At 65.3% G+C, this 25,679-nt stretch carries 38 protein-coding genes; 2 read left to right on the forward strand and 36 right to left on the reverse strand.

Annotated features, from left to right (window positions below; translation table 11 throughout):
• Positions 1-53: 53 nt before the first annotated feature.
• On the forward strand, positions 54-623 hold the full coding sequence (locus D893_RS06680) for a zinc ribbon-containing protein (RefSeq protein WP_018946616.1): 570 nt from the start codon (positions 54-56) through the stop codon (positions 621-623).
• A 27-nt stretch (positions 624-650) separates the two neighbouring features.
• Here the strand turns inward: D893_RS06680 and lnt are convergent, their stop codons facing one another.
• From lnt to D893_RS06715, 7 genes are all read right to left on the reverse strand, one after another.
• Positions 651-2,165, reverse strand: a complete 1,515-nt coding sequence (lnt, locus tag D893_RS06685) for an apolipoprotein N-acyltransferase (RefSeq protein ID WP_110619409.1) — start codon at positions 2,163-2,165, stop codon at positions 651-653.
• Complete coding sequence (locus D893_RS06690) at positions 2,162-3,070, reverse strand: transporter associated domain-containing protein (RefSeq protein WP_018946618.1); 909 nt, start codon at positions 3,068-3,070, stop codon at positions 2,162-2,164. The genes lnt and D893_RS06690 overlap by 4 nt, the downstream gene beginning before the upstream one ends.
• A complete protein-coding gene (ybeY, locus tag D893_RS06695) occupies positions 3,060-3,566 on the reverse strand; it encodes an rRNA maturation RNase YbeY (RefSeq protein ID WP_110619410.1) in 507 nt (168 codons plus the stop codon). Before ybeY ends, D893_RS06690 begins: the two co-directional genes overlap by 11 nt.
• The gene (locus D893_RS06700) at positions 3,556-4,527 is read right to left on the reverse strand and encodes a PhoH family protein (protein ID WP_110619411.1); all 972 of its coding nucleotides are present in this window, start codon (positions 4,525-4,527) and stop codon (positions 3,556-3,558) included. Before D893_RS06700 ends, ybeY begins: the two co-directional genes overlap by 11 nt.
• A 7-nt stretch (positions 4,528-4,534) precedes the next feature.
• Positions 4,535-5,887 (reverse strand): tRNA (N6-isopentenyl adenosine(37)-C2)-methylthiotransferase MiaB, encoded by a 1,353-nt coding sequence (miaB, locus tag D893_RS06705; protein WP_018946621.1) that lies wholly within the window; start codon positions 5,885-5,887, stop codon positions 4,535-4,537.
• 42 nt (positions 5,888-5,929) lie between these two features.
• A complete protein-coding gene (gene ssb / locus D893_RS06710; RefSeq protein ID WP_018946622.1) occupies positions 5,930-6,424 on the reverse strand; it encodes a single-stranded DNA-binding protein in 495 nt (164 codons plus the stop codon).
• Between the two features lie 112 nt (positions 6,425-6,536).
• Positions 6,537-7,907 (reverse strand): MFS transporter, encoded by a 1,371-nt coding sequence (locus tag D893_RS06715; protein ID WP_110619412.1) that lies wholly within the window; start codon positions 7,905-7,907, stop codon positions 6,537-6,539.
• Positions 7,908-8,064: 157 nt separating this feature from the next.
• On the opposite strand from D893_RS06715, the gene uvrA reads away from it, so the two are divergent.
• Positions 8,065-10,917, forward strand: a complete 2,853-nt coding sequence (uvrA, locus tag D893_RS06720) for an excinuclease ABC subunit UvrA (protein WP_110619418.1) — start codon at positions 8,065-8,067, stop codon at positions 10,915-10,917.
• Positions 10,918-11,036: 119 nt separating this feature from the next.
• Here uvrA and rplQ read toward each other — a convergent pair whose 3' ends face one another.
• From rplQ to tuf, 29 genes are all read right to left on the reverse strand, one after another.
• Positions 11,037-11,420 (reverse strand): 50S ribosomal protein L17, encoded by a 384-nt coding sequence (gene rplQ, locus D893_RS06725; RefSeq protein WP_024329960.1) that lies wholly within the window; start codon positions 11,418-11,420, stop codon positions 11,037-11,039.
• A 42-nt stretch (positions 11,421-11,462) separates the two neighbouring features.
• Complete coding sequence (rpoA, locus tag D893_RS06730; RefSeq protein WP_018870659.1) at positions 11,463-12,452, reverse strand: DNA-directed RNA polymerase subunit alpha; 990 nt, start codon at positions 12,450-12,452, stop codon at positions 11,463-11,465.
• Between the two features lie 30 nt (positions 12,453-12,482).
• Positions 12,483-13,103 carry a 30S ribosomal protein S4 gene (gene rpsD / locus D893_RS06735; protein ID WP_018870660.1) on the reverse strand — a complete coding sequence of 207 codons (621 nt, stop codon included), beginning with the start codon at positions 13,101-13,103 and terminating at the stop codon, positions 12,483-12,485.
• A 15-nt stretch (positions 13,104-13,118) separates the two neighbouring features.
• Positions 13,119-13,508, reverse strand: coding sequence for a 30S ribosomal protein S11 (gene rpsK, locus D893_RS06740; protein ID WP_110619413.1), 390 nt, complete (start codon positions 13,506-13,508; stop codon positions 13,119-13,121).
• Between the two features lie 21 nt (positions 13,509-13,529).
• Complete coding sequence (gene rpsM, locus D893_RS06745; protein WP_018870662.1) at positions 13,530-13,886, reverse strand: 30S ribosomal protein S13; 357 nt, start codon at positions 13,884-13,886, stop codon at positions 13,530-13,532.
• A gap of 65 nt (positions 13,887-13,951) precedes the next feature.
• The gene (gene rpmJ, locus D893_RS06750) at positions 13,952-14,065 is read right to left on the reverse strand and encodes a 50S ribosomal protein L36 (protein ID WP_018935185.1); all 114 of its coding nucleotides are present in this window, start codon (positions 14,063-14,065) and stop codon (positions 13,952-13,954) included.
• A 15-nt stretch (positions 14,066-14,080) separates the two neighbouring features.
• A complete protein-coding gene (gene secY, locus D893_RS06755; RefSeq protein ID WP_019590827.1) occupies positions 14,081-15,433 on the reverse strand; it encodes a preprotein translocase subunit SecY in 1,353 nt (450 codons plus the stop codon).
• 2 nt (positions 15,434-15,435) lie between these two features.
• On the reverse strand, positions 15,436-15,867 hold the full coding sequence (gene rplO, locus D893_RS06760; protein WP_018870664.1) for a 50S ribosomal protein L15: 432 nt from the start codon (positions 15,865-15,867) through the stop codon (positions 15,436-15,438).
• Position 15,868: 1 nt separating this feature from the next.
• Complete coding sequence (gene rpmD, locus D893_RS06765) at positions 15,869-16,048, reverse strand: 50S ribosomal protein L30 (RefSeq protein WP_018870665.1); 180 nt, start codon at positions 16,046-16,048, stop codon at positions 15,869-15,871.
• A gap of 2 nt (positions 16,049-16,050) precedes the next feature.
• Positions 16,051-16,557, reverse strand: coding sequence for a 30S ribosomal protein S5 (gene rpsE, locus D893_RS06770; RefSeq protein ID WP_018870666.1), 507 nt, complete (start codon positions 16,555-16,557; stop codon positions 16,051-16,053).
• A gap of 24 nt (positions 16,558-16,581) precedes the next feature.
• On the reverse strand, positions 16,582-16,935 hold the full coding sequence (gene rplR / locus D893_RS06775) for a 50S ribosomal protein L18 (RefSeq protein WP_018946627.1): 354 nt from the start codon (positions 16,933-16,935) through the stop codon (positions 16,582-16,584).
• A 10-nt stretch (positions 16,936-16,945) separates the two neighbouring features.
• Positions 16,946-17,476 carry a 50S ribosomal protein L6 gene (gene rplF / locus D893_RS06780; protein WP_018946628.1) on the reverse strand — a complete coding sequence of 177 codons (531 nt, stop codon included), beginning with the start codon at positions 17,474-17,476 and terminating at the stop codon, positions 16,946-16,948.
• Between the two features lie 10 nt (positions 17,477-17,486).
• A complete protein-coding gene (gene rpsH / locus D893_RS06785) occupies positions 17,487-17,879 on the reverse strand; it encodes a 30S ribosomal protein S8 (RefSeq protein ID WP_018870669.1) in 393 nt (130 codons plus the stop codon).
• 12 nt (positions 17,880-17,891) lie between these two features.
• Positions 17,892-18,197: a 30S ribosomal protein S14 gene (gene rpsN, locus D893_RS06790; protein WP_018870670.1), complete on the reverse strand. Its 306-nt coding sequence runs from the start codon at positions 18,195-18,197 to the stop codon at positions 17,892-17,894.
• Positions 18,198-18,210: 13 nt separating this feature from the next.
• Complete coding sequence (rplE, locus tag D893_RS06795) at positions 18,211-18,750, reverse strand: 50S ribosomal protein L5 (protein WP_018946630.1); 540 nt, start codon at positions 18,748-18,750, stop codon at positions 18,211-18,213.
• A gap of 18 nt (positions 18,751-18,768) precedes the next feature.
• Complete coding sequence (rplX, locus tag D893_RS06800) at positions 18,769-19,083, reverse strand: 50S ribosomal protein L24 (protein WP_018946631.1); 315 nt, start codon at positions 19,081-19,083, stop codon at positions 18,769-18,771.
• Positions 19,084-19,090: 7 nt separating this feature from the next.
• The gene (gene rplN / locus D893_RS06805) at positions 19,091-19,459 is read right to left on the reverse strand and encodes a 50S ribosomal protein L14 (protein WP_018870673.1); all 369 of its coding nucleotides are present in this window, start codon (positions 19,457-19,459) and stop codon (positions 19,091-19,093) included.
• 22 nt (positions 19,460-19,481) lie between these two features.
• Entirely contained in the window at positions 19,482-19,748 is a 267-nt protein-coding gene (gene rpsQ / locus D893_RS06810; RefSeq protein ID WP_018870674.1) for a 30S ribosomal protein S17, read from the reverse strand.
• A 5-nt stretch (positions 19,749-19,753) separates the two neighbouring features.
• Complete coding sequence (gene rpmC, locus D893_RS06815; RefSeq protein ID WP_018946632.1) at positions 19,754-19,948, reverse strand: 50S ribosomal protein L29; 195 nt, start codon at positions 19,946-19,948, stop codon at positions 19,754-19,756.
• Positions 19,948-20,361, reverse strand: coding sequence for a 50S ribosomal protein L16 (rplP, locus tag D893_RS06820; RefSeq protein WP_018870676.1), 414 nt, complete (start codon positions 20,359-20,361; stop codon positions 19,948-19,950). The genes rpmC and rplP overlap by 1 nt, the downstream gene beginning before the upstream one ends.
• A 10-nt stretch (positions 20,362-20,371) precedes the next feature.
• On the reverse strand, positions 20,372-21,052 hold the full coding sequence (gene rpsC, locus D893_RS06825; RefSeq protein WP_018946633.1) for a 30S ribosomal protein S3: 681 nt from the start codon (positions 21,050-21,052) through the stop codon (positions 20,372-20,374).
• A gap of 2 nt (positions 21,053-21,054) precedes the next feature.
• Positions 21,055-21,396, reverse strand: a complete 342-nt coding sequence (gene rplV / locus D893_RS06830; protein ID WP_018946634.1) for a 50S ribosomal protein L22 — start codon at positions 21,394-21,396, stop codon at positions 21,055-21,057.
• Between the two features lie 10 nt (positions 21,397-21,406).
• On the reverse strand, positions 21,407-21,679 hold the full coding sequence (gene rpsS, locus D893_RS06835) for a 30S ribosomal protein S19 (protein ID WP_018870679.1): 273 nt from the start codon (positions 21,677-21,679) through the stop codon (positions 21,407-21,409).
• A 12-nt stretch (positions 21,680-21,691) separates the two neighbouring features.
• Positions 21,692-22,513, reverse strand: coding sequence for a 50S ribosomal protein L2 (gene rplB, locus D893_RS06840; RefSeq protein WP_018946635.1), 822 nt, complete (start codon positions 22,511-22,513; stop codon positions 21,692-21,694).
• Positions 22,514-22,515: 2 nt separating this feature from the next.
• Positions 22,516-22,812: a 50S ribosomal protein L23 gene (gene rplW / locus D893_RS06845; protein ID WP_018870681.1), complete on the reverse strand. Its 297-nt coding sequence runs from the start codon at positions 22,810-22,812 to the stop codon at positions 22,516-22,518.
• Positions 22,809-23,414 (reverse strand): 50S ribosomal protein L4, encoded by a 606-nt coding sequence (gene rplD / locus D893_RS06850; protein WP_110619414.1) that lies wholly within the window; start codon positions 23,412-23,414, stop codon positions 22,809-22,811. The genes rplW and rplD overlap by 4 nt, the downstream gene beginning before the upstream one ends.
• Positions 23,415-23,419: 5 nt before the next feature.
• The gene (rplC, locus tag D893_RS06855; protein ID WP_026288932.1) at positions 23,420-24,064 is read right to left on the reverse strand and encodes a 50S ribosomal protein L3; all 645 of its coding nucleotides are present in this window, start codon (positions 24,062-24,064) and stop codon (positions 23,420-23,422) included.
• A 107-nt stretch (positions 24,065-24,171) separates the two neighbouring features.
• Positions 24,172-24,483, reverse strand: a complete 312-nt coding sequence (gene rpsJ, locus D893_RS06860; protein WP_018870684.1) for a 30S ribosomal protein S10 — start codon at positions 24,481-24,483, stop codon at positions 24,172-24,174.
• Positions 24,484-24,489: 6 nt separating this feature from the next.
• On the reverse strand, positions 24,490-25,679 hold a 1,190-nt coding region (gene tuf / locus D893_RS06865), incomplete at its 5' end, for an elongation factor Tu (protein ID WP_019569273.1).

The following is a 25,679-nucleotide window of genomic DNA, read 5'->3' on the forward strand; positions in this document are numbered from 1 at the left end:
GGCATGCTCGTGCTAACGTACCTCCGAGCACCGATGAATCCGGAGTGATGCCGATGAGCGACAAGAACAGGAATCCCGAGGGCGGTCAGGAAGAGGACCAGCATGAACGCGAATCGCGCCTGAGCGATGCCTACCACCGCATGCTGCACGAGGTCACCGAGGACCTCGAGAAACTGGAGCAGCGTACCGGCAAGGCCATCAACGAGGCCCTGGAGAACGCCCGGGAACGCGTGCAGAAGGCCAGCGACCTGACCCGCGAGGAGGCGCACGAGGTAATGGAGTACCTGCGGCGCGACCTGCAGGACCTGGGCGCCTACATCGACTCGCGCAGCGAGGACTGGCGCAGCTGGCTGCGCATCGACATCGGCCTGATCGAAGCCAGCATCGTCAACGCGCTCGAACGCATTGCCGACCGCACCCGGGTGGAGATCACCGAGCTGACGGCGCGTGCCCAGGTCATGGGCGAATGGCACACCGGCGAGATCACGGGGCCGGGGGAACTGATCTGCAAGAACTGCGGGCACCCGCTGCACATGGAAAAGGTCGGCCGCATTCCGCCCTGCGCGCAATGTCACCACACGGCGTTTCGCCGCGGACCGCCGCCGGAGGCGGACGCCGGCTGAGGCACGCGGCGTCCCGAGTCCGGTGATTCAGACCGGGTCGTCGGACCGCGACTGCCGGCGGCCCACCGCCGCGCCCAGCACCACCAGCACCAGCGCGGCCAGCACCGCCGGGCCCTCGCCCATGGCCGCGGCCGGGGTGATGCCGCTGCGCGGCCGGATCCCGCCGTGCACGGTAGCCGGTTCGAACAGGGGCGAAGCGTCGATCAGCCGGCCGTCGAAGTCGACCAGCGCGGACACCCCGGTATTGGTCGCGCGCAGCATCGGACGTCCGGTCTCCACCGCCCGCACCCGTGCGATCTGCAGATGCTGGGCCGGGGCCAGGCTGTCGCCGAACCACGCATCGTTGGACACGTTGACCAGGAAGCCCGCCTCGGGCAGGGCAGCGCGGATGTGCCGGGCATAGGCCGATTCGTAGCAGATGCTTGCCCCGGCGGTGCGCCCCGCCAGCGTGATCCGTCCGTCATCCTCCCCCCGGGCCAGATCGGACATCGGGATCATCAGCAGCCGGTCGAGCCACGCCAGCTGCTCGCGCAGCGGGATGTACTCGCCGAACGGCACCAGCTGCCGCTTGTGATAGGCCTCGCCACCGGGATAGGTCAGGATCGCGTTATGGATGTCCCCCTCCCGCTGGCCATCGAACAGCCCGGTCACCAGCTGCGCGTCCTCGCCCGGCAGGTCCGCGGCCACCTGCTCCAGCGCCCCGGCCACCTCGCCGGTCAGCGCGGGGATCGCGGTTTCCGGCCACACCACCAGATCCGCCGGCTCGGCCTGCGCGGTCAGCTCGCGATACACCTCCAGCGAGTGCCGGATGCCGTCCGGGGCCCACTTGCGCTCCTGCTCGATGCTACCCTGCACCAGCGTCGCGCTGACCGGGTGGCCGTCGGGCTCGGTCCACTGCAACGGCAGCAGGGCCGCGGAGACCACCACCACGCCCGCCACCAGCCCCACGCCGATGCCGCGCGAACGCCGCCCGGCCGCCAGCACCAGCCCGGCGGCGATCAGTGCCACCATCAGGCTGCCCGCCAGCTCGCCTCCCAGCGGCAGCCAGGACGCCAGCGGCGTGTCCAGCGTGGCATGACCGAACAGTAGCCAGGGGAACCCGGAGAACAGCCAGGAACGTGCCAGTTCCAGCAGCACCAGCCCGCCGGCCAGGGCAAGAAGGCCCTCCATTCGGTGCAGCGGCAGAAAGCGCGCGGCCAGCGCACTCAACAATGCCGGGTACAGCGCCATCACCAGCACAAAGGCCACCGTGATCACGCTGGCCACCACCAGCGGGGCCTGGCCGAACACCAGCAGGCTGTTGAAGATCCACGACGTGCCGACGCCGAAGAAACCGAGGCCGAACAGCCAGCCGAACCAGGCCGCGCGACGCGGCCGCCCCTGCACCCGGACCAGCAGCCCGAACCACACGGCCAGCGCCAGCGGGGCAGCAGTGAACAGACTGACCGGCGCGAACGCCAGCACCGCCAGCACGCCGGCCAGCAACGCCAGCAGGCCGCCAGTCCAGCGCCCGGACAGGTCGGGCAGCGGGAGCCCTCTCATCGCGCCCCCTCGGTACCGGAATCGCCCGACTCGGCCGCCTCGACTCGTGCGGCGGGCTCGGCCAGGCGCATCTCCACCAGATGCAGCCGGCGATTGTCCGCACGCAGCACGCGGAACTGCATGCCGTCGAGGTTCAGGGTCTCGCCACGGTGCGGCACATGGGCGAAATGCGACAGCAACAGCCCGCCCACGGTGTCGAAGGCATCCTCGTCGTAGGCCGTCTGGAAATAGGCGTTAAACTCCTCCAGCGGGGTCAGGGCCTTGATGGTGTAGCGCCCGCCGGGGTGCTGCATGATCTGGGTGAGATAGTCCTCGACGTCGTGCTCGTCCTCGATCTCGCCGACGATCTGTTCCAGCACGTCCTCGATGGTCACCAGCCCGGCGACGCCGCCGTACTCGTCGACCACGATCGCCATGTGATTGCGGCTCAGGCGGAACTCTTTCAGCAGCACGTTCAGGCGCTTGCTCTCCGGTACGAACACCGCCGGGCGCAGGATCTCCTGCATGTCGAAGGCGGTGTCGTCGGGATCGCCGAAGAAACGCAGCAGGTCCTTGGCCAGCAGGATGCCCACCACCTCGTCGCGGTGATCGCCCACCACCGGCAGGCGCGAATGGGCCGAGGCGACCACGTCAGGCAGGAATTCCGACAGCGGGGCATCACGCCGCACCACCTCCATCTGCGCCCGCGGGATCATGATGTCGCGCACCTGCATATCGGCGACGTTGAGCACGCCCTCGAGCATGGTCAGCGCCTCGGGGTCCAGCACCTCGCGGTCCTGGGCGCCGCGCAGGGTCTCGACCAGTTCCGGGCGAGAGTGCGGCTCGCGGCGCAGCCGCTGCAGCGCCGGCTCCAGCAGACGCCGCAACAGGCCGGCCCCGCCGGTGGTGTTCGCCTCAGAGCCCATGGGCCCCTCGTGCGTCGCACCCGGGGTCCGCCCCGGCCGTCCGGTAGGGGTCCGGCAGGCCAAGACCGGCGAGGATCGCCGTTTCCAGGGCCTCCATCTCGGCCGCTTCCCCGGCGTCCTGATGATCGAAGCCCTGCAGATGCAGCATCCCGTGCACTACCATGTGGGTGTAGTGATCGTTCACCCGCTTGCCCTGCTCGCGCGCCTCGCGCTGCAGCACCGGGTCGCACAGCACGATGTCGCCGAGACAGGCCGGCCCGGCACCGGGTGGCATGATCAAGTCGTCCGGTGCCGGGAAAGACAGCACGTTGGTGGCGTAGTCGCGGCCGCGGAACGCGTGATTGAGCTCGCGCCCCTCGTCGGCATCCACGATGCGCAGGGTCACCCCGGCCGAGTCCTCCCCCCGCCAGGCGGCGCGGGCGGCGGCATGCAGGCCGCGGGCCGCCGGCACCCCGGCGCGCGGCACCGCATACTGCACCGCGACCTCAAGCGTCATGGCCGGAGTCCTCCTCGTGGAGGTCATAGGCCTGGACGATGCGCTGCACCAGCGGATGGCGGACCACGTCCTCGCCACGGAAATGGTGGATGCCCACGCCCTCCACGCCTTCGAGGATGCGGATCGCGTGCTGCAGGCCGGACTTCTGCCCGCGCGGCAGGTCGACCTGGGTCACGTCGCCGTTGACCACGGCGGTCGAACCGAAGCCGATGCGGGTGAGGAACATCTTCATCTGTTCCACGGTGGTGTTCTGCGCCTCGTCGAGGATAATGAAGGACTCGTTCAGGGTGCGCCCGCGCATGTAGGCCAGCGGGGCCACTTCGATCACCTGGCGTTCCATCAGGCGCGCGGTCTGATCGAATCCCATCAGCTCATACAGGGCGTCGTACATCGGCCGCAGGTAGGGGTCGATCTTCTGCGCGAGGTCCCCGGGCAGGAACCCCAGGCGCTCGCCGGCCTCCACCGCCGGGCGCACCAGTACCAGGCGCTGCACGCGGTCCTGCTCCAGCGCGGCCACCGCCGCGGCCACCGCGAGGAAGGTCTTGCCGGTGCCTGCCGGGCCGATGCCGAAGGTCAGGTCGTTGCGCCCAATGCCGGCGATATAGCGCGACTGCCGCGGACCGCGACCACGGATCGCCGCGCGCTTGAGACGCAGCACCGGATCGGGGGTCCGGGCATCGGTATCGGTCAGCGCCTCGACGTGGGCGTCCTGCAGCGCGGTGTGCACCTGCTCCAGGGATACCGGCTCTTCCTGCGCCATGCGGTGCAGGTCGTGGATCAACGCGCCGGCGGCATCCACCGCCGCGCTGGGCCCGGTCAGATTGAAACGCGGGCCCCGGTTGTGCACCGCCACGCCCAGGCGATTCTCGATCAGGCGCAGATGTGCATCCAGCGGCCCGGACAAGCGCGCCAGGGTCTCCTGGTCGCCCGGCTCCAGGGTGAAATCCAGTCGGTTCGCCATCAGGGAATCAGGCCGTCGCGACGGCCGGCGCGGGCTCCTGCACCCGGCGTCCGCGCAGCGAATGGGCCAGGGCCTCGGTGATCTCCACCGGCACCATCTGTCCGATCAGCGCCGGGTCGGCCGGGAAGTTCACGATGCGGTTGTTGGCGGTGCGTCCGGCGAGCTCGTCCGGGTTGCGCTTCGCCGGCCCTTCGACCAGGACCGGCTCGATGCTGCCGACCATCGACTGGTTGCGCTCGCGCCCGTACTGCTCGATCAACGCCTGCAATTCCGCGAGGCGGGCCTTTTTCACCGCCATCGGCACGTCGTCCGGAAGCGAGGCTGCCGGCGTGCCCGGACGCGCGCTGTAGATAAAGCTGAAGGAAAAATCGAAGTGCAGTTCCTCGATCAGGTCCATGGTCGCCCGGTGATCGGCGTCGGTCTCGCCGGGGAAACCGACGATGAAATCCGACGACAGATCCAGGTCCGGACGCGCCTCGCGCAGGCGCCGGATCTTCGACTTGTATTCGACCACGGTGTGCCCGCGCTTCATCTGCGCCAGGATCCGGTCGGAGCCGCTCTGCACCGGCAGATGCAGGTGGCTGACCAGCTTGGGTTCGTCGGCGAAGGCCTGGATCAGGGAGTCGGAGAACTCCACCGGATGCGAGGTGGTGAAGCGGATGCGCTCGATCCCGTCCACCGCCGCCACGTAGTGGATCAGCAGCGCAAGATCGGCGGTGTCGCCGTCCTCCATCGGACCACGATAGGCATTCACGTTCTGCCCCAGCAGGTTGATCTCCTTCACCCCCTGCTCGGCCAGCGCCACCACCTCGGCGATCACGTCGTCGAACGGGCGCGAGATCTCGTCGCCGCGGGTATAGGGCACGACGCAGAAGCTGCAGTACTTCGAGCAGCCCTCCATCACCGAGACGAAGGCCGTGGGGCCCTCGGCCTGCGGTTCGGGCAGGCGGTCGAACTTCTCGATCTCGGGAAACGAGATGTCGACCACCGGGGCCCGCGCCCGCTGCGCCTCGCGGATCATCTCCGGCAGGCGGTGCAGGGTCTGCGGCCCGAACACCAGATCCACGTACGGCGCGCGCTGACGCAGGGCCTCGCCCTCCTGACTCGCCACGCAGCCACCGACCCCGATCACCATCCCCGGCCGGCGCTCCTTGATCGCGCGCCAGCGGCCCAGCAGCGAGAAGACCTTCTCCTGGGCCTTCTCGCGGATCGAACAGGTGTTCAGCAGCAGAACATCGGCCTGTTCGGGATCCTCGGTACGCTCCGCACCGCCGTCCGCCTTCAGGGCGTCCAGCATGCGGTCGGAGTCGTACTCGTTCATCTGACAGCCGTGGGTCTGGATGTAGATCTTGCGGGTCATTGCGTGTCGGCCACCTCAGCTGATGTGCCTTTTAGATACCCCTCAGAACGGGACGTCATCGTCATCGAAGGAGCCGCCCGGACCGGACGACGGGGAGGACGAACCGCCCCCGAAGCCGTCGCCACCGCCACCGGGGCCCGGGTCGTAACCGCCGCCGTAGCCACCACCGGCAGCAGCGGCACCGCCGGCGCCACCGCCGCCGCGTCCACCGACCAGCTGCATGTCACTGGCGACGATCTCGGTGGTATAGCGATCCTGACCGTCCTGCCCCTGCCACTTGCGGGTCTGGATCCGGCCCTCGATGTACACCTGGGAGCCCTTGGACAGATACTGCGCGGCGATGTCGGCCAGACGACCGAACATTACGACCCGGTGCCATTCGGTGTTTTCGCGCCGTTCCCCGCTCTGCTTGTCGGTCCACTGCTCCGTGGTGGCCACGCGGAAGTTGGTGACGGTCGCCCCGCCGGGCGTTTCGCGCTTTTCGGGGTCGGCACCGAGGTTGCCGAGAATGATCGCCTTGTTGACTCCGCGGGCCATGGGAACTCCTTGTGTCGGGCACGGGTTAATCGAGCCGATAGTGTAGCAGGCGCTGACGGGCGCAACAGAACCCGCCCGCGTGACGCGGATCGCCCGCCGGAGTGCGAGCCGGTCACCGGGCCGGCCCCCGCTCCAGGCAGGCTTGCAGAGCTCCTTCCTCCTGTAGCTCCGGCCGCAGGCGCAGATAAACCGAACCCGCATCCGGTGACAGCACGACCTCCGCGACGCCGGGGCAGGCGCGCAGTTCATCCAGCAAACGCACCGGATACCCCTCCCAGACCGCGGGCACCGCAAGGGTCCGGGTAACGAGGTGCTCCGGGGTGCGTCCGCGGGCCAGCAGGAGCCACGTCACCAGCGCGGGCACGCTGGCCAGCAGCACCGCCACCGGCCCGGCGAGGCCCAGCAACGCCCCGCCCAGAGCACCACCGGCAAAGATGCCGAGGAACTGGGCGGTCGCGAAGCCACCCATCGCGGTCCCCTTGTGAGCCAGCGGCGCGGCGCGCGAAACCATCGCGGGCAGGCCTGCCTCCAGCAGATTGAAGGCGGCAAAAAAGCCGACCATCAACAGCGCGAGCACCCAGACATCGCCGCCCAGATGGAAGACCAGCCCCAGGGCTGCCTGAACAACCACCAGCAATCCGATGGCCACCAGCAGCACCCCGTGCATGCGCCGGCGGCGCTCGCCCAGAATCACCCCGGGCAGCATCAGCGCGAAACCGGTCAACAGCACTGGCAGGTAGAAGGCCCAGTGGTCGGCGGGTGCCAGCCCGGCCCCGTCGACCAGGAACGTCGGCAGCACCAGGAAGTTCGCCGCCAGGACCAGGTGCAGGATGAAGATCCCCGCATTCATCCGCGCGAGATCGGGGTCCGCCAGGACCCGGGGCAGGGCCGACCACTGCGGAACCATGTCCGGGTGCTGACGCAGCCGCCCCGGCGAGGGCACCCACACCAGGAGGATCACCAGCGCCAGCACGCCCAGTCCCGCCGCGACCAGAAAGATGCCCGAGAGCCCGATGCCCCGGTCCAGAACCGGCCCCAGCGCCATGGACACGGTGAACGTAAGGCCGATCGTCAGGCCGATCACCGCCAGTGCCCGCGTGCGCCTCTCCTCCGTCACCAGGTCTGCGGTCAGCGCCAGCACGACGGCAGCCACCGCACCGGCCCCCTGCAGCGCCCGCCCAAGGATGATCCCGTGAATGTCCTCGGCGAACCCCGCCACCAGAGAGCCCAGCACGAACAGCCCCAGCCCCGCGGCGATCAGCGGCTTGCGGCCGAGCCGGTCGGAGAGCAAGCCGAACGGAATCTGCAGGGCCGCCTGGGTCAGGCCGTAAATCCCCAGCGCCAGCCCGGCGAGCAGCGGCGTGGCACCGGGGATATCGTCAGCGTGCAGCATGAACACCGGCAGGATCAGGAACAGGCCGGCCATGCGCACTCCATAAATGGCCGCCAGCCCGGTGGTGGCTCGCAACTCGCGGGCATTCATGTGGTCAGGACTCCTGAATGGCACGCCGGTGAACGAACGCGGACGGGAGTCTACCAGAGCCCCGGGCCTCCGGCGGGCCGTGACCGGATGTTACCATGGCCGGCTGGCAGCCGCCGGCTGCCCTTCCCAACGACTCCGGAGTATCCGTCGTCCCATGATGCAGAACATCCAGATCCGCGGCGCCCGCACCCACAACCTCAAGGACCTGCATATCGAACTGCCGCGCGAGCGGCTGATCGTGATCACCGGGGTCTCGGGGTCGGGCAAGTCGTCGCTGGCCTTCGACACCCTGTTCGCCGAAGGCCAGCGACGCTACGTCGAGAGCCTGTCGACCTACGCGCGGCAGTTCCTGTCGATGATGGAAAAACCGGATGTCGACCAGATCGACGGTCTGTCCCCGGCCATCTCCATCGAGCAGAAAAGCACCTCCCACAACCCCCGCTCGACCGTCGGCACCATCACCGAGATCTATGACTACCTGCGCCTGCTGTTCGCCCGCGCCGGCGAGCCGCGCTGTCCTGATCACGGCGAGACCCTGGCCGCACAGACCATCTCGCAGATGGTCGACCAGGTACTGGAGATGCCCGAAGGCGAAAAGCTGATGCTGCTGGCGCCGGTGGTGCGCGACCGCAAGGGCGAACACCACAAGCTGCTGGAATCCATGCGTGCCCACGGGTATCTGCGTGCGCGCATCAACGGCGAGATCCACGAACTGGACGCCTTGCCCGAGCTGGACCCCAAACGCAAGCACAATATCGAGATCGTCATCGACCGCTTCAAGGTCCGCGAGGACCTGCGGCAGCGCCTGGCCGAATCCTTCGAGACCGCGACCGAGCTGGCCGACGGCCTGGCGCTGGTCGCCTGGATGGACGAGCCGGAACGCGAGCCGATGACCTTCTCGGCCCGCTTCGCCTGCCCGGTGTGCGGCTATGCGCTGCGCGAACTGGAACCGCGCCTGTTCTCCTTCAACAATCCCGCCGGTGCCTGCCCCACCTGTGATGGCCTGGGCGTGCACCAGTATTTCGACCCCGAGCGTGTGGTCGCCCAGCCCGAGGTCAGCCTGGCCGGGGGCGCGGTAAGGGGGTGGGATCGCCGCAACGCCTGGTACTTCAGCCTCCTGAACAGCCTGGCACGCCACTACGGCTTCGATGTGGAGACGCCGTGGAAGGACCTGCCGGCGGAGGTCCGGGCCGTGATCCTGCACGGCTCCGGCACCGAGGAGATCCCCCTGAGCACCCCGGCCGCGAACGGGCGCCTGCGCACCGACCACCGGGTCTTCGAGGGCATCATCCCCAACCTCGAACGCCGTTATCGTGAGACCGATTCGGCAGCCGTGCGCGAGGAACTGGGGCGCTATCTCAACGAGCAGCCCTGCCCCTCCTGCCATGGCACCCGTCTCAATGCCGCCGCTCGCAACGTGTTCGTCAAGGGCCACACCCTGCCGGAGATCACGCACATGAGCGTCGCCGGCGCCCAGGCCTTCTTCGACGACCTCGAGCTGCCGGGGCGCTTCGCACGCATCGCGGAAAAGATCGTCCGCGAGATCGCCGCGCGGCTCGGTTTCCTGGTGGATGTGGGCCTGGACTACCTGACGCTGGACCGTTCCGCCGAAACCCTCTCCGGCGGCGAGGCCCAGCGCATCCGCCTGGCGTCACAGATCGGCTCGGCACTGGTCGGCGTGATGTACATCCTCGACGAACCCTCCATCGGCCTGCACCAGCGGGACAACGCGCGCCTGCTCAACACCCTGGCCAGCCTGCGCGACCTCGGCAACACGGTCATCGTGGTGGAACATGACGAGGACGCCATCCGCGAAGCCGATCATGTCCTCGACATCGGACCCGGGGCCGGCCGCCATGGCGGTGAAGTCGTGGCCGCGGGCACACCGGCCGAGATCGCCGCCAGCGAAGGCTCCCTGACCGGCGCCTACCTCTCGGGGCGGCGCAGTATCGCGATCCCCGACCAGCGCCACGCCGCCGATCCGGACCATACACTCCGGGTTCGCGGTGCGCGCGGCAACAATCTGCGCGGCGGCGACTTTGAATTCCCACTGGGGCTGTTCACCTGCGTGACCGGTGTCTCCGGCTCCGGCAAGTCCACCCTGGTCAACGCCACCCTGTATCCCGCCGCCGCCAACACCCTGCACAACGCGCGGCATCCGGTCGCCGACCACGACCGCATCGAAGGGCTCGAGCGGATCGACAAGGTGGTCGACATCGACCAGAGCCCGATCGGCCGCACGCCAAGATCCAACCCCGCGACCTACACCGGCCTGTTCACCCCCATCCGGGAGCTGTTCGCCGCCACCGCTGAGGCCCGCTCACGCGGCTACAAGCCCGGCCGCTTTTCCTTCAACGTGCGCGGCGGGCGCTGCGAGGCCTGCCAGGGTGATGGCGTCATCAAGGTCGAGATGCACTTCCTCCCGGACGTCTACGTGCCCTGCGACGTGTGCCGCGGCCAGCGCTACAACCGCGAGACCCTCGAGGTTCGTTACAAGGGAAAGAACATCCATGAAGTACTGGAGATGACCGTCGAAGAGGCGCTGGACTTCTTCCAGCCGGTACCCGTCATCCATCGCAAGCTCGAAATGCTGATGGAGGTCGGGCTTTCCTACATCCAGCTCGGGCAGAACGCCACCACCCTCTCCGGCGGCGAAGCCCAGCGCATCAAGCTCGCCCGCGAACTGTCCAAACGCGACACCGGCAAGACCCTCTACATCCTCGACGAACCGACTACGGGTCTCCACTTCGAGGATATCGCCCAGCTGCTTCGCGTCCTGCATCGTCTGCGCGACCACGGCAACACCATCGTGGTCATCGAACACAACCTGGACGTCATCAAGACGGCCGACTGGCTGGTCGACATCGGCCCCGAGGGCGGCAGCGGGGGCGGGCAGCTGATCGTCGCCGGAACACCCGAAACCGTCGCGGCCACCCCCGCCAGCCATACCGGCCACTTCCTCGGCCCGATGCTCACCCCCTGGCCCGCCAGCGAGAATGCCTCTGCCTGACGCGCCCGGCGCAAACTCGACCCGCCCGCACTGTTACCCCACGGGCCAGACCACGATCCCCAAACGAAAAAGGCCGCCCCGAAGGGCGGCCTCATCTCACAGCGGCAACCGACCTGGCGTCAGGCCGCCTCTTCCTCGTCAGGCATCGGACGGTCCACCAGCTCCACGTAGGCCATCGGCGCGTTGTCCCCCGCGCGGAAGCCGCACTTGAGGATGCGAAGATACCCACCCGGGCGTTCCTGGTAACGCGGACCAAGCTGGGAAAACAGCTTGCCTACGGTTTCCTTGTCCCGCAGCCGGGAGAACGCCTCGCGCCGTGCATGCACGCTGTCATTCTTCGACAGGGTGATCAACGGCTCGGCTACCCGGCGAAGCTCCTTCGCCTTGGGCAGTGTGGTCTTGATCAGCTCGTGCCGAATGAGCGCATTCGTCAGCGCCTTCATGGTGGCCTTGCGGTGCGAACTGTTGCGGCCGAGCTGCCGGCCGGAATGACGATGACGCATTGGACTATCCTCTGAATGCTATTGGCGTGTGACGCCCACTGATTACTCGTTCTCGTCCCGCAAACCCGGCGGCGGCCAGTTTTCCAGCCGCATACCCAGGGAAAGCCCGTGGGTCGCAAGCGTGTCCTTGATCTCGGTCAGCGACTTCTTGCCGAGATTCGGGGCACGCAGCAGCTCCACTTCCGTACGCTGGACCAGATCACCGATGTAGTACAGGTTCTCGGCCTTCAGGCAGTTCGCCGAGCGCACGGTAAGCTCAAGCTCGTCCACCGGACGCAGCAGCACCGGATCCACGGCACTGGCACCACCGGTCGCGGTTTCGGCGGCCTCTTCCTGCAGATCGACGAACGGCGCCAGTTGCCCCTGCAGGATGGTCGCAGCCTGCCGAACGGCATCGTCCGGAGCAATTGCTCCGTTCGTTTCCAGCTCCAGCACCAGCCGATCCATGTCCGTACGTTGGGCCAGACGGGCGCTTTCCACCCGATACGCCACACGACGAATCGGGCTGAACGTCGCGTCCAGCTGCAGACGACCAATCCCGGTTTCGTCCGTCTCGCCGCCGCTCTGGCGGGCGGTGACCGGCTCGTAGCCTTCCCCCGTGCGCGCCGTCAGCGTCATGTCCAGTTCAACGTCCTTGTTGATCGTGGCGATCACGTGCTCCGGATTGACCACTTCGACGTCATGGTCCACCTGGATGTCCGCAGCGGTCACCGTACACGGACCCTTTTTCTTCAGCGTGAGCGTCGACTCATCCCGCGCATGCATGCGCAGCGCCACGCCCTTCAGGTTGAGCAGGATGTCCACGACGTCTTCCTGCACACCCTCAATGGTCGTGTACTCGTGCAGCACGCCCTCGATGCGGGCTTCGACGATCGCCGCACCCGGGATCGAAGACAGCAGCACCCGCCGCAGCGCATTGCCGAGCGTGTGCCCGAATCCCCGCTCCAGCGGCTCGAGCGCCACGCGCGACTGATTCCGCGCCTCGGACTCGACCTCGATCTGCTGTTTGTTGACCAGTTCGTTGGCTTGCATTGATGCTCCCGGCGAAATGCCCGCTGGCGGTTACTTCGAATAAAGCTCGACGACGAGCGACTCGTTGATGTCGGCCGGCAGATCCGCACGATCCGGCACCGCCTTGAAGGTGCCCTCGAACTTGCTGCTGTCGACCTCCACCCACTCGGGCAGACCGCTTTGTTCGGCCAGGGTCATGGAATCCTGGATCCGAACCTGCTTGCGGGCCTTCTCGCGAACACTCACCACATCCGCCGGCTGAACCTGATAGGCCGCCACGTTCACAACCCGGCCATTGACCAGAATCGCGCGATGCGCCACGAGCTGGCGCGCTTCGGAGCGCGTCGAGCCGAAGCCCATGCGATAGACCACGTTATCCAGACGGCCTTCGAGGAGCTTCAGGAGATTCTCGCCGGTCGAACCCTTCCGTTGCGCAGCCTTGTGGTAATAATTACGAAACTGCTTTTCCTGTACACCGTACGTCCGGCGCAGCTTCTGCTTCTCGCGCAGCTGTACCGCATAGTCCGAAAGCCGCGTACGGCGTTCGCCATGCTGACCCGGCGGCTGATCCAGCTTGCACTTCGTCTCGAGTGCGCGCGCCCGGCTCTTCAGACCGAGATCGGCACCCTCGCGACGACTCAGTTTGCATTTCGGTCCAATATAACGACCCATAATTCGACTCCAGCCTCAGACGCGCCGCTTCTTGGGCGGCCGGCAACCATTGTGCGGGATTGGTGTCACGTCACTGATGTTCGTGATCTTGAAACCCGCGTTATTCAGCGCACGCACCGCCGACTCGCGCCCCGGCCCCGGGCCGCGGACCTCGACGTCCAGGTTCTTCACCCCGTGCTCCGCCGCTGCATTGCCGGCGCGCTCGGCCGCCACCTGCGCGGCGAAGGGCGTCGACTTGCGCGAGCCGCGAAAGCCGGACCCGCCGGACGTCGCCCAGCTGATGGCGTTGCCCTGGCGATCGGTGATGGTGATGATCGTGTTGTTGAACGTCGCGTAGACATGCGCGACGCCCTCGGTGATGTTCTTGCGGACCTTTTTCTTGGTCCGGGTCTGCGCTTGTGCCATTAACCTGTATTCCCAGTCGTGTTACTTGCGAATCGGACGCCGCGGGCCCTTGCGGGTGCGCGCGTTGGTCTGCGTCTGCTGCCCGCGCAGCGGAAGGCCGCGACGATGGCGTACGCCCCGGTAGCAACCGAGATCCATCAGTCGCTTGATGTTCATGCTGATCTCGCGCCGCAGGTCCCCTTCCACCGGGAACTTGTCGACCTCGGCCCGCAGCGCATCCACCTCGGCATCGGTGAGATCCCTCACCTTCATCTCCGGACGCACCCCGGCGGAATCGCAGATATGCCGGGCACGCGTGGGACCAATGCCATAGATCGACGTCAGTGCGATCACCGTATGCTTCTGATCAGGAATATTGATTCCAGCGACGCGAGCCATCCAACTTCTCCATCAAGATTCGGCAAAGCCGACTATAGTATCAGCGTTTCGGTCAGCGGCCAAGCTCAGCCCTGGCGCTGCTTGTGACGGGCTTCCGTACAGATCACACGAACGGTCCCGTTGCGACGCACCACCTTGCAGTTGCGGCAAATCGGCTTAACGGATGCGCGTACCTTCATTTTACTTCTCCTGTGCTAGCGGATCCCGGTCCCGCCGAAACCCTTGAGATTCGCCTTCTTCATCAGGCCTTCATACTGGTGCGATACCAGGTGCGACTGCAGCTGCGCCATGAAGTCCATGACCACGATCACGATGATCAGCAGCGACGTCCCGCCAAAGTAGAACGGCACGTTCCAGTACAGGATGAGGAACTCGGGCAGCAGACACACCGCGGTGATGTACACCGCACCCACTGCTGTCAGCCGGGTCATCACACCGTCGATGTAGCGCTCCGTCTGCACACCGGGACGGATCCCGGGAATGAACGCACCCTGTTTTTTCAGGTTCTCCGCCGTATCCCGCGAATTGAATACCAGCGCGGTATAGAAGAAGCAGAAAAATATGATCGCGGCGGCATAAAAGCCCACGTACAACGGTTGCCCGGGCGCCAGCGTGGTCGAGATCTCCCGCAGCCAGTCCATCCCCTCGGCCTGCCCGAACCACTGTCCCAGTGTCGACGGGAAGAGGATGATGCTCGACGCGAAGATCGGTGGGATCACCCCGGCCATGTTCAGCTTCAACGGAAGGTGGGACGACTGCCCACCGACCATCTTGCGACCCACCTGCCGTTTGGCGTAGTTGATCGTAATTCGCCGCTGGCCGCGCTCCACGAAGACCACGAAGGCCGTAACCGCCAGCGCCAGGATCAGCAGGATCACCACAAAGGCGGCAGCCAGCTCGCCTGTCCGCGCCAGTTCCAGCGTTCCGCCAATCGCGCCCGGCAGACCCGCCACGATTCCGGCGAAGATGATGATCGAAATGCCGTTACCAATGCCCCGTTCCGTGATCTGTTCACCGAGCCACATGAGGAACAGCGTTCCCGTGACCAGCGACACCACCACGGTGAAGATGAAGATCGGACCCGGATTCAACGCCATCGGCATGCCCTGGATGGTCTGCCCGTTCAGCGCGATACCGATCCCGATACTCTGAAACAGAGCCAGCACCACGGTGCCATACCGCGTGTACTGTGTGATCTTCCGGCGGCCGGCTTCCCCTTCCTTTTTCAATTGCTGCAGAGACGGCACCACCGCAGCCAGAAGCTGCATGATGATGGCCGCCGAGATATACGGCATCACTCCCAGCGCAAAGACCGACAGACGCTCCAGCGCACCGCCGGAGAACATGTTGAACATGTCCAGGATGGTGCCGCTTTGCTGTTCAAAGAACTGCTGAACCGCGACCGGATTGATGCCCGGCACCGGAATGAACGTCCCGATCCGATAGACCACCAGCGCGCCCAGCACGAACAGCAGGCGTTTGCGCAACTCGGTGAAGCCGGTCAGTCCGCCTCCACCACCCGCTCGGGCTGCCGGTCCGCGCGCCATTGTCAGACCTCGACGCTGCCGCCCGCGGCCTCGATCGCCGCGCGCGCACCCCTGGAGACCCGGACACCACGGACGGTGACCGCACCGGACACCTCGCCCGAGGCGAAGATCTTCGCTGCACGCGCCTCGGCCGGGATGACACCCGCCTGCTTCAGCGTCTCCAGACTGACCTCGCCGCCAACGCGGTTCAGTTCGTTCAGGCGCACTTCGGCCGTTTCGGCCTGCCGGCGCGAGCGGAAGCCGACCTTGGGCAGCCGACGCTGCAACGGCATCTGGCCACCCTCAAAGCCGGTCTTGGTGAAACCGCCGGAGCGAGATTTCTGCCCCTTGTGGCCACGTCCGCCGGTCTTTCCCAGGCCGGAGCCGATGCCGCGACCGACCCGTTTCCCGGCCTTCCGGGCGCCCTGCGGGCTCGCAATCTCATTCAGTCGCATTTCAGACTTCCTCTACGTCCAGGAGATAGCGCACCTTGCGCACCATCCCCAGATTCTCGGGCGTCGCCTCGATCACCGAGGTGCTGTGCATCCGGCGCAGACCGAGACCCCGAACCGTCGCCTTGTGGCTGCGGATTCGATTCGCCGGACTGCGCACGAGTTTCACTTTGAGTTTGCTCATGATCAGCTCTTCACGTCTTCGACCGACTTGCCGCGCTTCGCCGCGATCAGTTCGGGCGAGTTCACCATGGCCAGTCCGTTGATCGTCGCCTGCACCACATTGATGGGGTTGCGGGATCCGACACATTTCGCCAGAACGTTCTTGACGCCCGCGACCTCCAGGACCGCGCGCATCGCGCCGCCGGCGATGATTCCGGTACCTTCGGACGCCGGCTGCATGTAGACCTTCGCCGCCCCGTGGCGGCCGTTCACGGCGTAGTGCAACGTGCCCTCCTGCAACGCCACATCCCGCATTTCGAGGCGCGCCTGCTGCATCGCCTTCTGAATCGCCTGCGGAACCTCGCGCGCCTTGCCATACCCGAAGCCCACGCGGCCTTCGCCATCGCCGACTACCGTCAGGGCGGCGAACCGGAACTGCCGGCCGCCCTTGACGACCTTGGCTACACGGTTGACGCCGATCAGCTTTTCCTGGAGCCCATCGGTGGCTTCACTTACATCATTACGTGCCATTGTTATCTCCGCTGGGTCCGTCTGCTAGAACTGGAGCCCGCCCTCGCGGGCAGCATCGGCCAGGGCTTTCACCCGACCATGGAAGCGGAATCCGGAACGGTCGAATGCGACTTCCTGGATACCCGCCTGGCGCGCACGCTCGGCAATCTTCTGACCCACGCGCGCGGCCGCGTCCGCATTCCCGGTGTAGGTTCCTGCCTCGCGCAGGTCCTTCTCGACCGTGGAGGCCGCGGCCACCACATTGTCGCCGTTGGGGGCGATGAGCTGTGCATACATGTGCCGCGGCGTGCGATGGATACAGAGACGGTGAACGCCCTGCTCGCGAATCTTGTACCGCGCCCGACGTGCCCGCTTGATTCTGGCCTGTTTCTTGTCCACTGGTGCCTACCTACTTCTTCTTGGCTTCTTTGCGCTGGATACGCTCGTCCTTGTACTTCACGCCCTTGCCCTTGTAGGGCTCCGGGGGACGCAGCGCGCGGATATCGGCGGCCACCTGGCCGACGCTCTGACGATCATGCCCCTGCACGGCGATTTCGGTGGGCGAACGGGCCTCGACGGTCACGCCCTCCGGAATCGTGAAATCGATGGGATGAGAAAACCCGAGCGTCAGATTCAGGTTCTTGCCCTGAACCTGTGCCCGGTATCCAACCCCGACCAGTTCCAGCACGATTTCGAAGCCCTGGCTCACGCCATGGACATGATTGCCGAGCAACGACCGAATGGTTCCGGCCATCGCGTAGGTCTTCGCCTTCTCGCTGGGCTGCACGCTCACGGTATTGTCCTCGACGGAGACCAGCACGGTCTCGGGGACGGAGAGGGAGATCTCCCCCTTGGGCCCCTTGACCGTGATGCGGTCGCCCTGCTGATCGAGAGACACCCCGTTGGGCAGCTCCAGCGGCAGATTTGCAATGCGAGACATCGAATCGTCCTCAGTAGATCTTGCAGAGCACTTCGCCGCCCTGACCGATCTCGCGTGCGGCGCGATCGCTCATCACGCCGCGCGGCGTGGAGATCACGGCCACACCCAGACCGGCATTGATGCGGGGCAGCTCGTTTTTGCCGCGGTAAATCCGCAGCCCCGGCCGTGAGATGCGCTGAACGGTCTCGATCACCGGCTGGCCCTGAAAATATTTCAGGGTGGCGATCAACACCTTGCGAGCACCTTCGCCTTCCGAACGGTAATCGGCGATGAAGCCCTCGTCCGCGAAAACACGGAGAATCGCTTCCTTGTTCTTGCTATACGGGATCGACACCTGCTCCTTGTCGGCGCGCTGTGCATTGCGCAGCCGGGTGAGCATGTCGGCGATCGGATCGGTCATCATGGCGGTTTCTCCTTACCAGCTCGCCTTGCGCAGCCCCGGAATCTCGCCCTTCATGGCGTACTCGCGAAGCTTGTTTCGGCCCAGGCCAAACCGGCGATAGTAACCCTTCGGCCGACCGGTCACGGCACAGCGATTCTTCTGCCGCACGGGACTGGAGTCACGCGGCAGCTTCTGCAGCTTGTTCATCGCCTCCAGACGCTCTTCGCCGGACCGGTTCTCGTCGACGAGAATCGCCTTGAGTTCCTGCCGTTTCTCGGCGTGCTTCTTCGCCAGGCGCTCACGCTTACGCTCACGCTGGACCATCGATACCTTGGCCATTCCTCTTACCTCTTTACTGCCGGAAGGGGAAGTTGAAGGCCTCCAGGAGAGCCCGGGCTTCCGCGTCCGTCTTGGCGCTGGTCGTAATCGTAATGTCCATCCCCCGGAGGCGATCGACGCGGTCGTAATCGATCTCCGGAAAGATGATCTGTTCCTTCACCCCGAGGGTGTAATTGCCGCGGCCGTCAAACGCCTTCGGACTGAAGCCGCGGAAATCGCGTACACGAGGCAGCGCGATATTGATCAGACGATCCAGAAACTCGTACATCTGGCGGCGCCGCAACGTCACCTTGCAACCGATCGGATATCCGTCGCGAATCTTGAATCCGGCGATGGATTTGCGCGCCCGGGTCACGACCGGCTTCTGCCCCGCGATCGCCGTCATGTCGCCCATCGCATGCTCGATGATCTTCTTGTCAGCGACCGCATCTCCAAGCCCCATGTTCAGGGTGACCTTGGTGACCTGCGGGATCTCCATGACGTTGCCGTAACCGAACTGCTCCTGCAGGGCCGGCTTGATCCTGGACTCGTAATCTTCTTTCAAGCGTTCCATAAACCGATATTCCTGCAGTTAAGCGTCCACGACCTCGTCGTTCGAGCGATACACCCGAACCTTTCGGCCATCTTCCAGCGTCCGAATTCCGACCCGGTCACCCTTGGCGGTTGCCGGGTTGTACAGCATAACGTTCGAAATATGCATCGGCATCTCCTTCTCGATGATGCCGCCGCTGACGCCCTGCTGCGGATTCGGTTTCTGGTGTTTCTTCGCCATGTTGATGTTCTGCACCAGGACCTGGTCGTCCTGCACCTTGATCACCGTGCCACGCCGGCCCTTGTCCTTACCGGCGATCACGACGACATCGTCACCCTTGCGAATCTTTTTCATGACGTCCTCAAAGCACTTCCGGCGCGAGAGAAATGATCTTCATGTAATTCTCTCCACGCAGTTCACGGGTCACCGGGCCAAAGATGCGGGTCCCGACCGGCTGGTACTGGCTGTTCAGCAGCACCGCAGCGTTACGGTCAAACCGGATCACCGATCCATCGGAGCGACGGACGCCGGAGGCGGTACGCACGACCACGGCATTGTACACGTCGCCTTTCTTGACCTTGCCCCGGGGAATGGCGTCCTTGACGGACACCTTGATGACGTCCCCGATCCGCGCGTATCGCCGATGGGATCCGCCCAGGACCTTGATGCACTGCATGCGGCGCGCGCCGGAGTTATCGGCGGCTTCAAGGACGGTCTGCATCTGAATCATGGATGTTCTCCCGGGATCCGGTTCACAGCGCGTCGCGCCCGACCACTTCGATCAGGGCAAAGCGCTTCTGTTTCGACATGGGCCGGCACTCCCGAACCCGTACGCGATCGCCTTCCTTCGACACGTTTTCCTCGTCATGGACGCGGAGCTTCGTCGAGCGGCGAATGAACTTGCCATACAGCGGGTGCCGAACGCGCCGTTCAACCACGACCGTGCGGGTCTTGTCCATCTTGTCGCTGACCACGCGACCCACAACGGAGCGCTGGGTTTTCGTCGTTTCCTGGTTCATCTTCGTTAACCCGCCGTTCTGCGTTCGTTCATCAGCGTCTTGATCCGGGCGATGTCGCGCCGCACGGTTTTCATGCGGTCGGGACGCGAAAGCTGCCCGACGGCCTGCTGCATGCGCAGACCGAACTGTTCCTTGTACAGGGCCTCGAGTTCGCCCCCGAGTTCCTGATCGGACTTGTTCCTGAGTTCGGACGTTTTCATCACATCACCTGCCGACGCGTAAACACGGTCTTCACGGGGAGCTTCGCAGCGGCGAGCCGAAACGCCTCGCGCGCGACGTCCTCGTTGACCCCTTCCATTTCGTAAAGCATGCGGCCCGGCTGGACCTTGCATACCCAGTACTCGACACCGCCCTTGCCCTTGCCCATGCGGACTTCGAGAGGCTTACTGGTGACGGGCACATCGGGGAACACCCGAATCCAGATCTTTCCGCCGCGCTTGATGTGACGGACCATCGCCCGCCGTGCGGCTTCGATCTGCCGGGCGTTCACGCGACCGCGCTCGACCGCCTGGAGCCCGTACTCGCCGAAGCTCACCTTGGCCCCCACGGACGCCATACCGCGGTTGCGCCCCTTGAACTGCTTCCTGAACTTGGTTCTTTTTGGCTGCAACATGGCTTATGTCCTAGCTCGCGTTGGCCGCGGCGCGGCGGCCTTCGGTGGGCTCCAGGCTGAAGACCTCACCCTTGAAGATCCAGACCTTCACGCCGATGATTCCGTAAGTCGTTCGCGCCTCTGCGAATCCGTAGTCAATATCCGCACGAAGCGTATGCAGCGGAACACGACCCTCCCGATACCACTCGGACCGGGCGATTTCGGCGCCATTCAGGCGACCCGAAACATGCACCTTGATGCCTTCGGCGCCCAGGCGCACCGCGTTCCCAACCGCCCGCTTCATCGCCCGACGGAACATGATGCGGCGCTCCAGCTGCTGGGCGATGCCTTCGGCCACCAGCTGGGCCTCGATTTCGGGCTTGCGGACCTCCTCGATATTGATCTTGACCGAACCCTGGTCCAGACCCGTCTCGCGCGCCACTTCCCGGCGCAGCTTCTCGATGTCCTCGCCCTTCTTGCCAATCACGATACCCGGACGTGCGGTCTGAATCGTGATGTGCGCTGCCTTAGCGGGGCGCTCGATGATCACGCGGCTCACGGACGCGTGGCTCAGCCGTTTCAGGAGGAATTCCCGCAGCTGGATGTCGTTGTTCAGCGTAGCGCCGAAGTCCTCGCCGTCCGCATACCAGGTGGCGGACCACGGGCGCGAGATGCCGAGGCGAATGCCGGTCGGATGTACCTTGTTACCCATGCTTACTTCGCCCCCTTCTCGCTGACACCCACGATCACGTGGCTCGTGCGCTTAAGAATACGATTGCCGCGGCCCTTGGCCCGGGCCTGCATGCGCTTCAGCACCGGGCCTTCGTCGACCTGGATCCGCGACACGCGTAGTTCGTCGATGTCGGCGCCGTCGTTGTTTTCAGCGTTCGCGATGGCCGATTCCAGCACCTTCTTGACGATGGCCGCCGGTTTCTTGCGGCTGAACGCAAGTTCGTTCAGCGCCTTTTCTACCGGCATGCCGCGAACCTGGTCAGCAATCAGCCGCGCTTTTTGCGGCGACATCCGCGCGAACCGGAGTTTTGCGATCGTTTCCATCAAACCGTCCTCAGCGCGATTTCTTGTTGGCGATGTGACCCTTGAAGGTCCGGGTCGCGGCGAATTCGCCCAACTTGTGGCCAACCATGTTCTCGTTGATGAGCACCGGGACATGCTGCCGCCCGTTATGCACCGCGATGGTGAGACCCACCATCTGCGGAATGATCATCGAACGCCGGGACCAGGTCTTGATCGGACGACGGTCGTTCTTTTCCGCCGCCACTTCCACCTTCTGGCGCAGGTGATGGTCAACGAACGGGCCTTTCTTCAGTGAACGCGGCATGCTCGTGCTCCGTTACTTCTTGCGCCGACGCACAATCATGCGGTCGGTACGTTTGTTGTTACGGGTCTTGAATCCCTTGGTCGGGCGCCCCCACGGGGTCACCGGATGGCGACCGAAGTTGCGGCCTTCACCGCCCCCATGCGGATGGTCGACCGGGTTCATCGCCGTACCGCGGACCGTCGGGCGCTTGCCCTGCCAGCGGCGTGCGCCGGCCTTGCCAAACTTGCGCAGGGAATGCTCGGAGTGTCCGACTTCGCCGACCACGGCACGGCACTCGGACTGAATGCGGCGCATCTCTCCGGACGCGAGCCGGACCGTTGCCAGCTGCCCTTCACGAGCCACCACCTGCGCGCTGCCACCGGCCGAGCGCACTAGCTGCGCGCCCTTGCCAGGCTTCAGCTCGATGCCGTGCACCGTGGTGCCCACCGGGATGGACCGCAGCGCCATGGCATTGCCGGGCCGGATCGGCGCCTGCGAGCCGCTCGAAACGGTGTCCCCGACTTTCAGCCCGCGCGGCGCAATGATATACCGACGTTCGCCATCGCGATACAGCAGAAGCGCCAGATGAGCACTGCGGTTCGGATCGTATTCCAGCCGCTCGACGCGAGCCGGAATATTATCCTTCGTCCGCTTGAAGTCGACCGTACGGTAGCGCTGCTTGTGCCCACCGCCGATATGCCGCGAAGTGATGCGGCCGGTGTTGTTGCGCCCGCCGGTCCGCTGCTTCTTCTCGACGAGGCCCGGATATGGTTCGCCTCGATGCAGACCGTCTCCGCGAATCTGCACCGTGTGCCGGCGACCGGCCGACGTGGGGTTGGTCTTGATAATAGCCATGATCAGAGCTGCTCCCCTTCACCCATGTCAATGCTTTCGCCCGGGGCCAGCGACACATAGGCCTTTTTCCAGTGATTCCGCCGCCCGAACTGGCGACCGAACCGCTTGGTCTTGCCCTGCTGCCGCAGCGTGCGCACGCCTTCCACGCGCACCTCGAAGAGCTGCTCGACGGCAGCCTTCACCTCGGCCTTGCTTGCATCGGGCAGCACCTTGAACACGTATTGCCCGACCTCCCCGGCCATCGTCGCTTTTTCCGACACCACCGGGCCCTGGATTACCTGCATCAGACGGCCATTCATGCCAACCACTCCTCGATCCGGCGCACGCTCGCTTCGGTCATCACCACGGTTTCGGCTCCGACGAGATTGGCCGGACCGATCTCGCCCAGTGTCGCCACATCCACGCGCGGCACGTTCCTCAATGCCCGGTCGGTCCGCTCATCCTCGGCATCGAGAACGACGAGACCGGACTCCATCCCGAGCTGGCGCAGCGCGGCGACGCCATCACGCGTCTTGCCGCTATCCACGCTGAAGCTGGAAACGATCTTCAGCCGTTCTTGCCGCACCAGCTCGGAAAGGATCGACGCCAGCGCGGCGCGATACATCTTCCGGTTCAGCTTCTGCGAGAAATCCCGCGTGCGAGCCGCAAACACCTTGCCGCCACCGATCCACAGCGGACTACGGATCGTACCGGCGCGCGCTCGCCCCGTACCCTTCTGCCGAAACGGCTTGATACCGCCTCCGGAGACCTGCGAACGAGTCTTTTGCGCGCGGGTCCCACGACGGGCGGCCGCCAATTGCGCCACCACGGCCTGGTGGACCAGCGAGTCATTGAACTCGCGTTCGAAGCAGGCGGGCGACAGCTCCACACTGGCCCCGGTATCGGCTGTTGTCATCTGCATCGTTATCAACCCTTCGCCTTGACTGCCGGCCGGATCATCACGTCCGCGCTGGACGGACCGGGAACGGCACCCTTGACCAACAGCAGTCCGCGATCCGCATCGACCCGGACCACACTGAGATTCTGAATGGTCTTTCGCTCGGCGCCCATCTGGCCCGCCATCTTCTTGCCCTTGAACACGCGACCCGGGCTCTGGTTCTGCCCGATTGATCCCGGCGCCCGATGGGCCAGCGAGTTACCGTGGGTGGCGTCCTGAGTACGGAAGTTGTGCCGCTTGACCGTCCCCTGGAAACCCTTGCCCTTGCTCTGCGCGGTCACGTCGACCATCTGGCCCTCTTCGAACCGTTCGACGGTCATCGCGTCGCCCGGGCTCAGGCCCTCGGCCTCCTCACCATCGAGGCGGAATTCCCAGAGCCCTCGCCCGGGTTCGACTTCGGCCCTGGCGAAGTGCCCGCTCGCCGCGCGGTTCACCCGCTGCGGCTTGCGCGAGCCGGCCGTGACCTGCACCGCGTCGTAGCCATCGCTGTCGGCACGCTTCACCTGGACCACGCGATTATTGTCCACCTCGAGCACCGTGACCGGCACCGACGCGCCCTCTTCGGTGAACACGCGCGTCATTCCAAGCTTGCGACCAATGAGTCCAAGAGCCATTTTCCAACCCCTTCGTAATCGCTGGCGCGGCCCTGCGCCCCAAAGTCGTGGCCCGGCGCCGAACGCCGGGCCACGGAAAGCCCAATATTATGACAGAAAGTTTCCGCTTAGTTAAGTCGAATCTGAACATTGACCCCTGCGGCCAGGTCCAGCTTCATCAACGCGTCCACTGTCTTGTCCGTGGGATCCATGATGTCCATCAGGCGCTTGTGGGTACGCAGCTCGTACTGATCCCGCGCGTCCTTGTTGACATGCGGGGAGGTCAGCACGGTGTACGACTCCCGCTTGGTCGGCAGCGGAATGGGGCCCTTGACCCGGGCCCCGGTCCGCTTCGCTGTTTCCACGATTTCGGCCGCTGACCGGTCAATGAGACGGTGGTCAAAGGCCTTGAGCCGAATTCGAATACGCTGATTAGCCATGGATCTTTACTCGATAATCTTGGAGACGACGCCGGCGCCCACGGTGCGGCCGCCTTCGCGAATCGCGAAACGCAGACCGTCTTCCATGGCGATCGGGCTGATCAGCGACACCGTCATCTTCACGTTGTCGCCCGGCATCACCATCTCGGTGCCTTCCGGCAGCTCGACCGAACCCGTCACGTCCGTCGTCCGGAAATAGAACTGCGGACGATACCCGTTGAAGAACGGCGTGTGACGACCGCCCTCTTCCTTGTTCAGGATGTACACTTCCGCCTCGAACTGGGTGTGCGGAGTAATCGAGCCCGGCTTGCACAGCACCTGGCCGCGCTGCACGTCGTCACGCTTGGTGCCGCGCAGCAGCACGCCCACGTTGTCGCCGGCCTCGCCCTGGTCCAGCAGCTTGCGGAACATCTCCACGCCGGTCACCGTGGTCTTCTGCGTGTCGTGCAGACCCACGATCTCCACTTCCTCGCCCACCTTGACCACGCCGCGCTCGACGCGACCGGTGACCACGGTGCCGCGACCGGAAATCGAGAACACGTCTTCCACCGGCATCAGGAACGCACCGTCCACCGCGCGCTCCGGCTCGGGGATGAAGCGGTCCATCTCGTCAACCAGCTTATGGATCGCCTGGGCGCCCATCTCGCTTTCGTCGCCTTCCAGCGCCTTCAGCGCCGAACCGGTGACCACCGGGGTGTCGTCACCCGGGAAATCATAGCTCGACAGCAGATCGCGGACTTCCATCTCCACCAGCTCCAGGAGCTCCGGATCGTCCACCATGTCCGCCTTGTTCAGGAACACCACGATGTGCGGCACACCCACCTGGCGCGACAGCAGGATGTGCTCCCGCGTCTGCGGCATCGGGCCGTCCGCCGCCGAAACCACCAGGATCGCACCGTCCATCTGCGCAGCACCGGTGATCATGTTCTTCACATAGTCCGCGTGCCCCGGGCAGTCCACGTGCGCATAGTGGCGCGTGTCCGACTCGTACTCCACGTGCGCCGTCGCAATCGTGATCCCGCGCTGCTTCTCTTCCGGCGCGTTGTCAATCTGGTCAAAGGCACGCGCATCGCTGCCGTACTTCTTCGCCTGAACCACCGTCAACGCCGCCGTCAGCGTCGTCTTCCCGTGGTCCACATGACCAATCGTCCCCACATTCACGTGCGGCTTCTTGCGTTCGAACTTTTCCTTGGACA

Source organism: Thioalkalivibrio sp. ALE21 (genome assembly GCF_003208255.1).
Classification (GTDB): domain Bacteria; phylum Pseudomonadota; class Gammaproteobacteria; order Ectothiorhodospirales; family Ectothiorhodospiraceae; genus Thioalkalivibrio; species Thioalkalivibrio halophilus.

Bases quoted from the DNA above. Each gene is read 5' to 3' on its own strand.
- rpmJ (WP_018935185.1), bottom strand. From the start codon at position 14,065: ATGAAGGTACGCGCATCCGTTAAGCCGATTTGCCGCAACTGCAAGGTG.
- rplX (WP_018946631.1), bottom strand. From the start codon at position 19,083: ATGAAAAAGATTCGCAAGGGTGACGATGTCGTCGTGATCGCCGGTAAG.
- D893_RS06715 (WP_110619412.1), bottom strand. From the start codon at position 7,907: ATGAATGCCCGCGAGTTGCGAGCCACCACCGGGCTGGCGGCCATTTAT.
- rplQ (WP_024329960.1), bottom strand. From the start codon at position 11,420: ATGCGTCATCGTCATTCCGGCCGGCAGCTCGGCCGCAACAGTTCGCAC.
- rpsK (WP_110619413.1), bottom strand. From the start codon at position 13,508: ATGGCACAAGCGCAGACCCGGACCAAGAAAAAGGTCCGCAAGAACATC.
- rplV (WP_018946634.1), bottom strand. From the start codon at position 21,396: ATGGAAACGATCGCAAAACTCCGGTTCGCGCGGATGTCGCCGCAAAAA.
- uvrA (WP_110619418.1), top strand. From the start codon at position 8,065: ATGCAGAACATCCAGATCCGCGGCGCCCGCACCCACAACCTCAAGGAC.
- ssb (WP_018946622.1), bottom strand. From the start codon at position 6,424: ATGGCCCGCGGAGTCAACAAGGCGATCATTCTCGGCAACCTCGGTGCC.
- ybeY (WP_110619410.1), bottom strand. From the start codon at position 3,566: ATGACGCTTGAGGTCGCGGTGCAGTATGCGGTGCCGCGCGCCGGGGTG.
- rplC (WP_026288932.1), bottom strand. From the start codon at position 24,064: ATGGCTCTTGGACTCATTGGTCGCAAGCTTGGAATGACGCGCGTGTTC.
- rplE (WP_018946630.1), bottom strand. From the start codon at position 18,750: ATGGAACGCTTGAAAGAAGATTACGAGTCCAGGATCAAGCCGGCCCTG.
- rpsN (WP_018870670.1), bottom strand. From the start codon at position 18,197: ATGGCCAAGGTATCGATGGTCCAGCGTGAGCGTAAGCGTGAGCGCCTG.
- rpsD (WP_018870660.1), bottom strand. From the start codon at position 13,103: ATGGGTCGTTATATTGGACCGAAATGCAAACTGAGTCGTCGCGAGGGT.
- D893_RS06700 (WP_110619411.1), bottom strand. From the start codon at position 4,527: ATGGCGAACCGACTGGATTTCACCCTGGAGCCGGGCGACCAGGAGACC.
- rpmD (WP_018870665.1), bottom strand. From the start codon at position 16,048: ATGAGCAAACTCAAAGTGAAACTCGTGCGCAGTCCGGCGAATCGAATC.
- rpsE (WP_018870666.1), bottom strand. From the start codon at position 16,557: ATGGCACGTAATGATGTAAGTGAAGCCACCGATGGGCTCCAGGAAAAG.
- rpsC (WP_018946633.1), bottom strand. From the start codon at position 21,052: ATGGGTAACAAGGTACATCCGACCGGCATTCGCCTCGGCATCTCGCGC.
- rplO (WP_018870664.1), bottom strand. From the start codon at position 15,867: ATGCGACTGAATGAGATTGCGAGCCCGCAGGGCGCCCGGAAGGCCGGG.
- rpsS (WP_018870679.1), bottom strand. From the start codon at position 21,679: ATGCCGCGTTCACTGAAGAAAGGCCCGTTCGTTGACCATCACCTGCGC.
- secY (WP_019590827.1), bottom strand. From the start codon at position 15,433: ATGGCGCGCGGACCGGCAGCCCGAGCGGGTGGTGGAGGCGGACTGACC.
- rplF (WP_018946628.1), bottom strand. From the start codon at position 17,476: ATGTCTCGCATTGCAAATCTGCCGCTGGAGCTGCCCAACGGGGTGTCT.
- rplB (WP_018946635.1), bottom strand. From the start codon at position 22,513: ATGGCTATTATCAAGACCAACCCCACGTCGGCCGGTCGCCGGCACACG.
- rplP (WP_018870676.1), bottom strand. From the start codon at position 20,361: ATGTTGCAGCCAAAAAGAACCAAGTTCAGGAAGCAGTTCAAGGGGCGC.
- rpmC (WP_018946632.1), bottom strand. From the start codon at position 19,948: ATGAAAACGTCCGAACTCAGGAACAAGTCCGATCAGGAACTCGGGGGC.
- miaB (WP_018946621.1), bottom strand. From the start codon at position 5,887: ATGACCCGCAAGATCTACATCCAGACCCACGGCTGTCAGATGAACGAG.
- D893_RS06690 (WP_018946618.1), bottom strand. From the start codon at position 3,070: ATGGGCTCTGAGGCGAACACCACCGGCGGGGCCGGCCTGTTGCGGCGT.
- rpsQ (WP_018870674.1), bottom strand. From the start codon at position 19,748: ATGAACCAGGAAACGACGAAAACCCAGCGCTCCGTTGTGGGTCGCGTG.
- D893_RS06680 (WP_018946616.1), top strand. From the start codon at position 54: ATGAGCGACAAGAACAGGAATCCCGAGGGCGGTCAGGAAGAGGACCAG.
- rpsH (WP_018870669.1), bottom strand. From the start codon at position 17,879: ATGATGACCGATCCGATCGCCGACATGCTCACCCGGCTGCGCAATGCA.
- rplW (WP_018870681.1), bottom strand. From the start codon at position 22,812: ATGAATGGCCGTCTGATGCAGGTAATCCAGGGCCCGGTGGTGTCGGAA.
- rplN (WP_018870673.1), bottom strand. From the start codon at position 19,459: ATGATTCAGATGCAGACCGTCCTTGAAGCCGCCGATAACTCCGGCGCG.
- lnt (WP_110619409.1), bottom strand. From the start codon at position 2,165: ATGAGAGGGCTCCCGCTGCCCGACCTGTCCGGGCGCTGGACTGGCGGC.
- rplD (WP_110619414.1), bottom strand. From the start codon at position 23,414: ATGCAGATGACAACAGCCGATACCGGGGCCAGTGTGGAGCTGTCGCCC.
- rpsM (WP_018870662.1), bottom strand. From the start codon at position 13,886: ATGGCTCGCGTCGCTGGAATCAATATTCCTGATCAGAAGCATACGGTG.
- rpoA (WP_018870659.1), bottom strand. From the start codon at position 12,452: ATGCAAGCCAACGAACTGGTCAACAAACAGCAGATCGAGGTCGAGTCC.
- rpsJ (WP_018870684.1), bottom strand. From the start codon at position 24,483: ATGGCTAATCAGCGTATTCGAATTCGGCTCAAGGCCTTTGACCACCGT.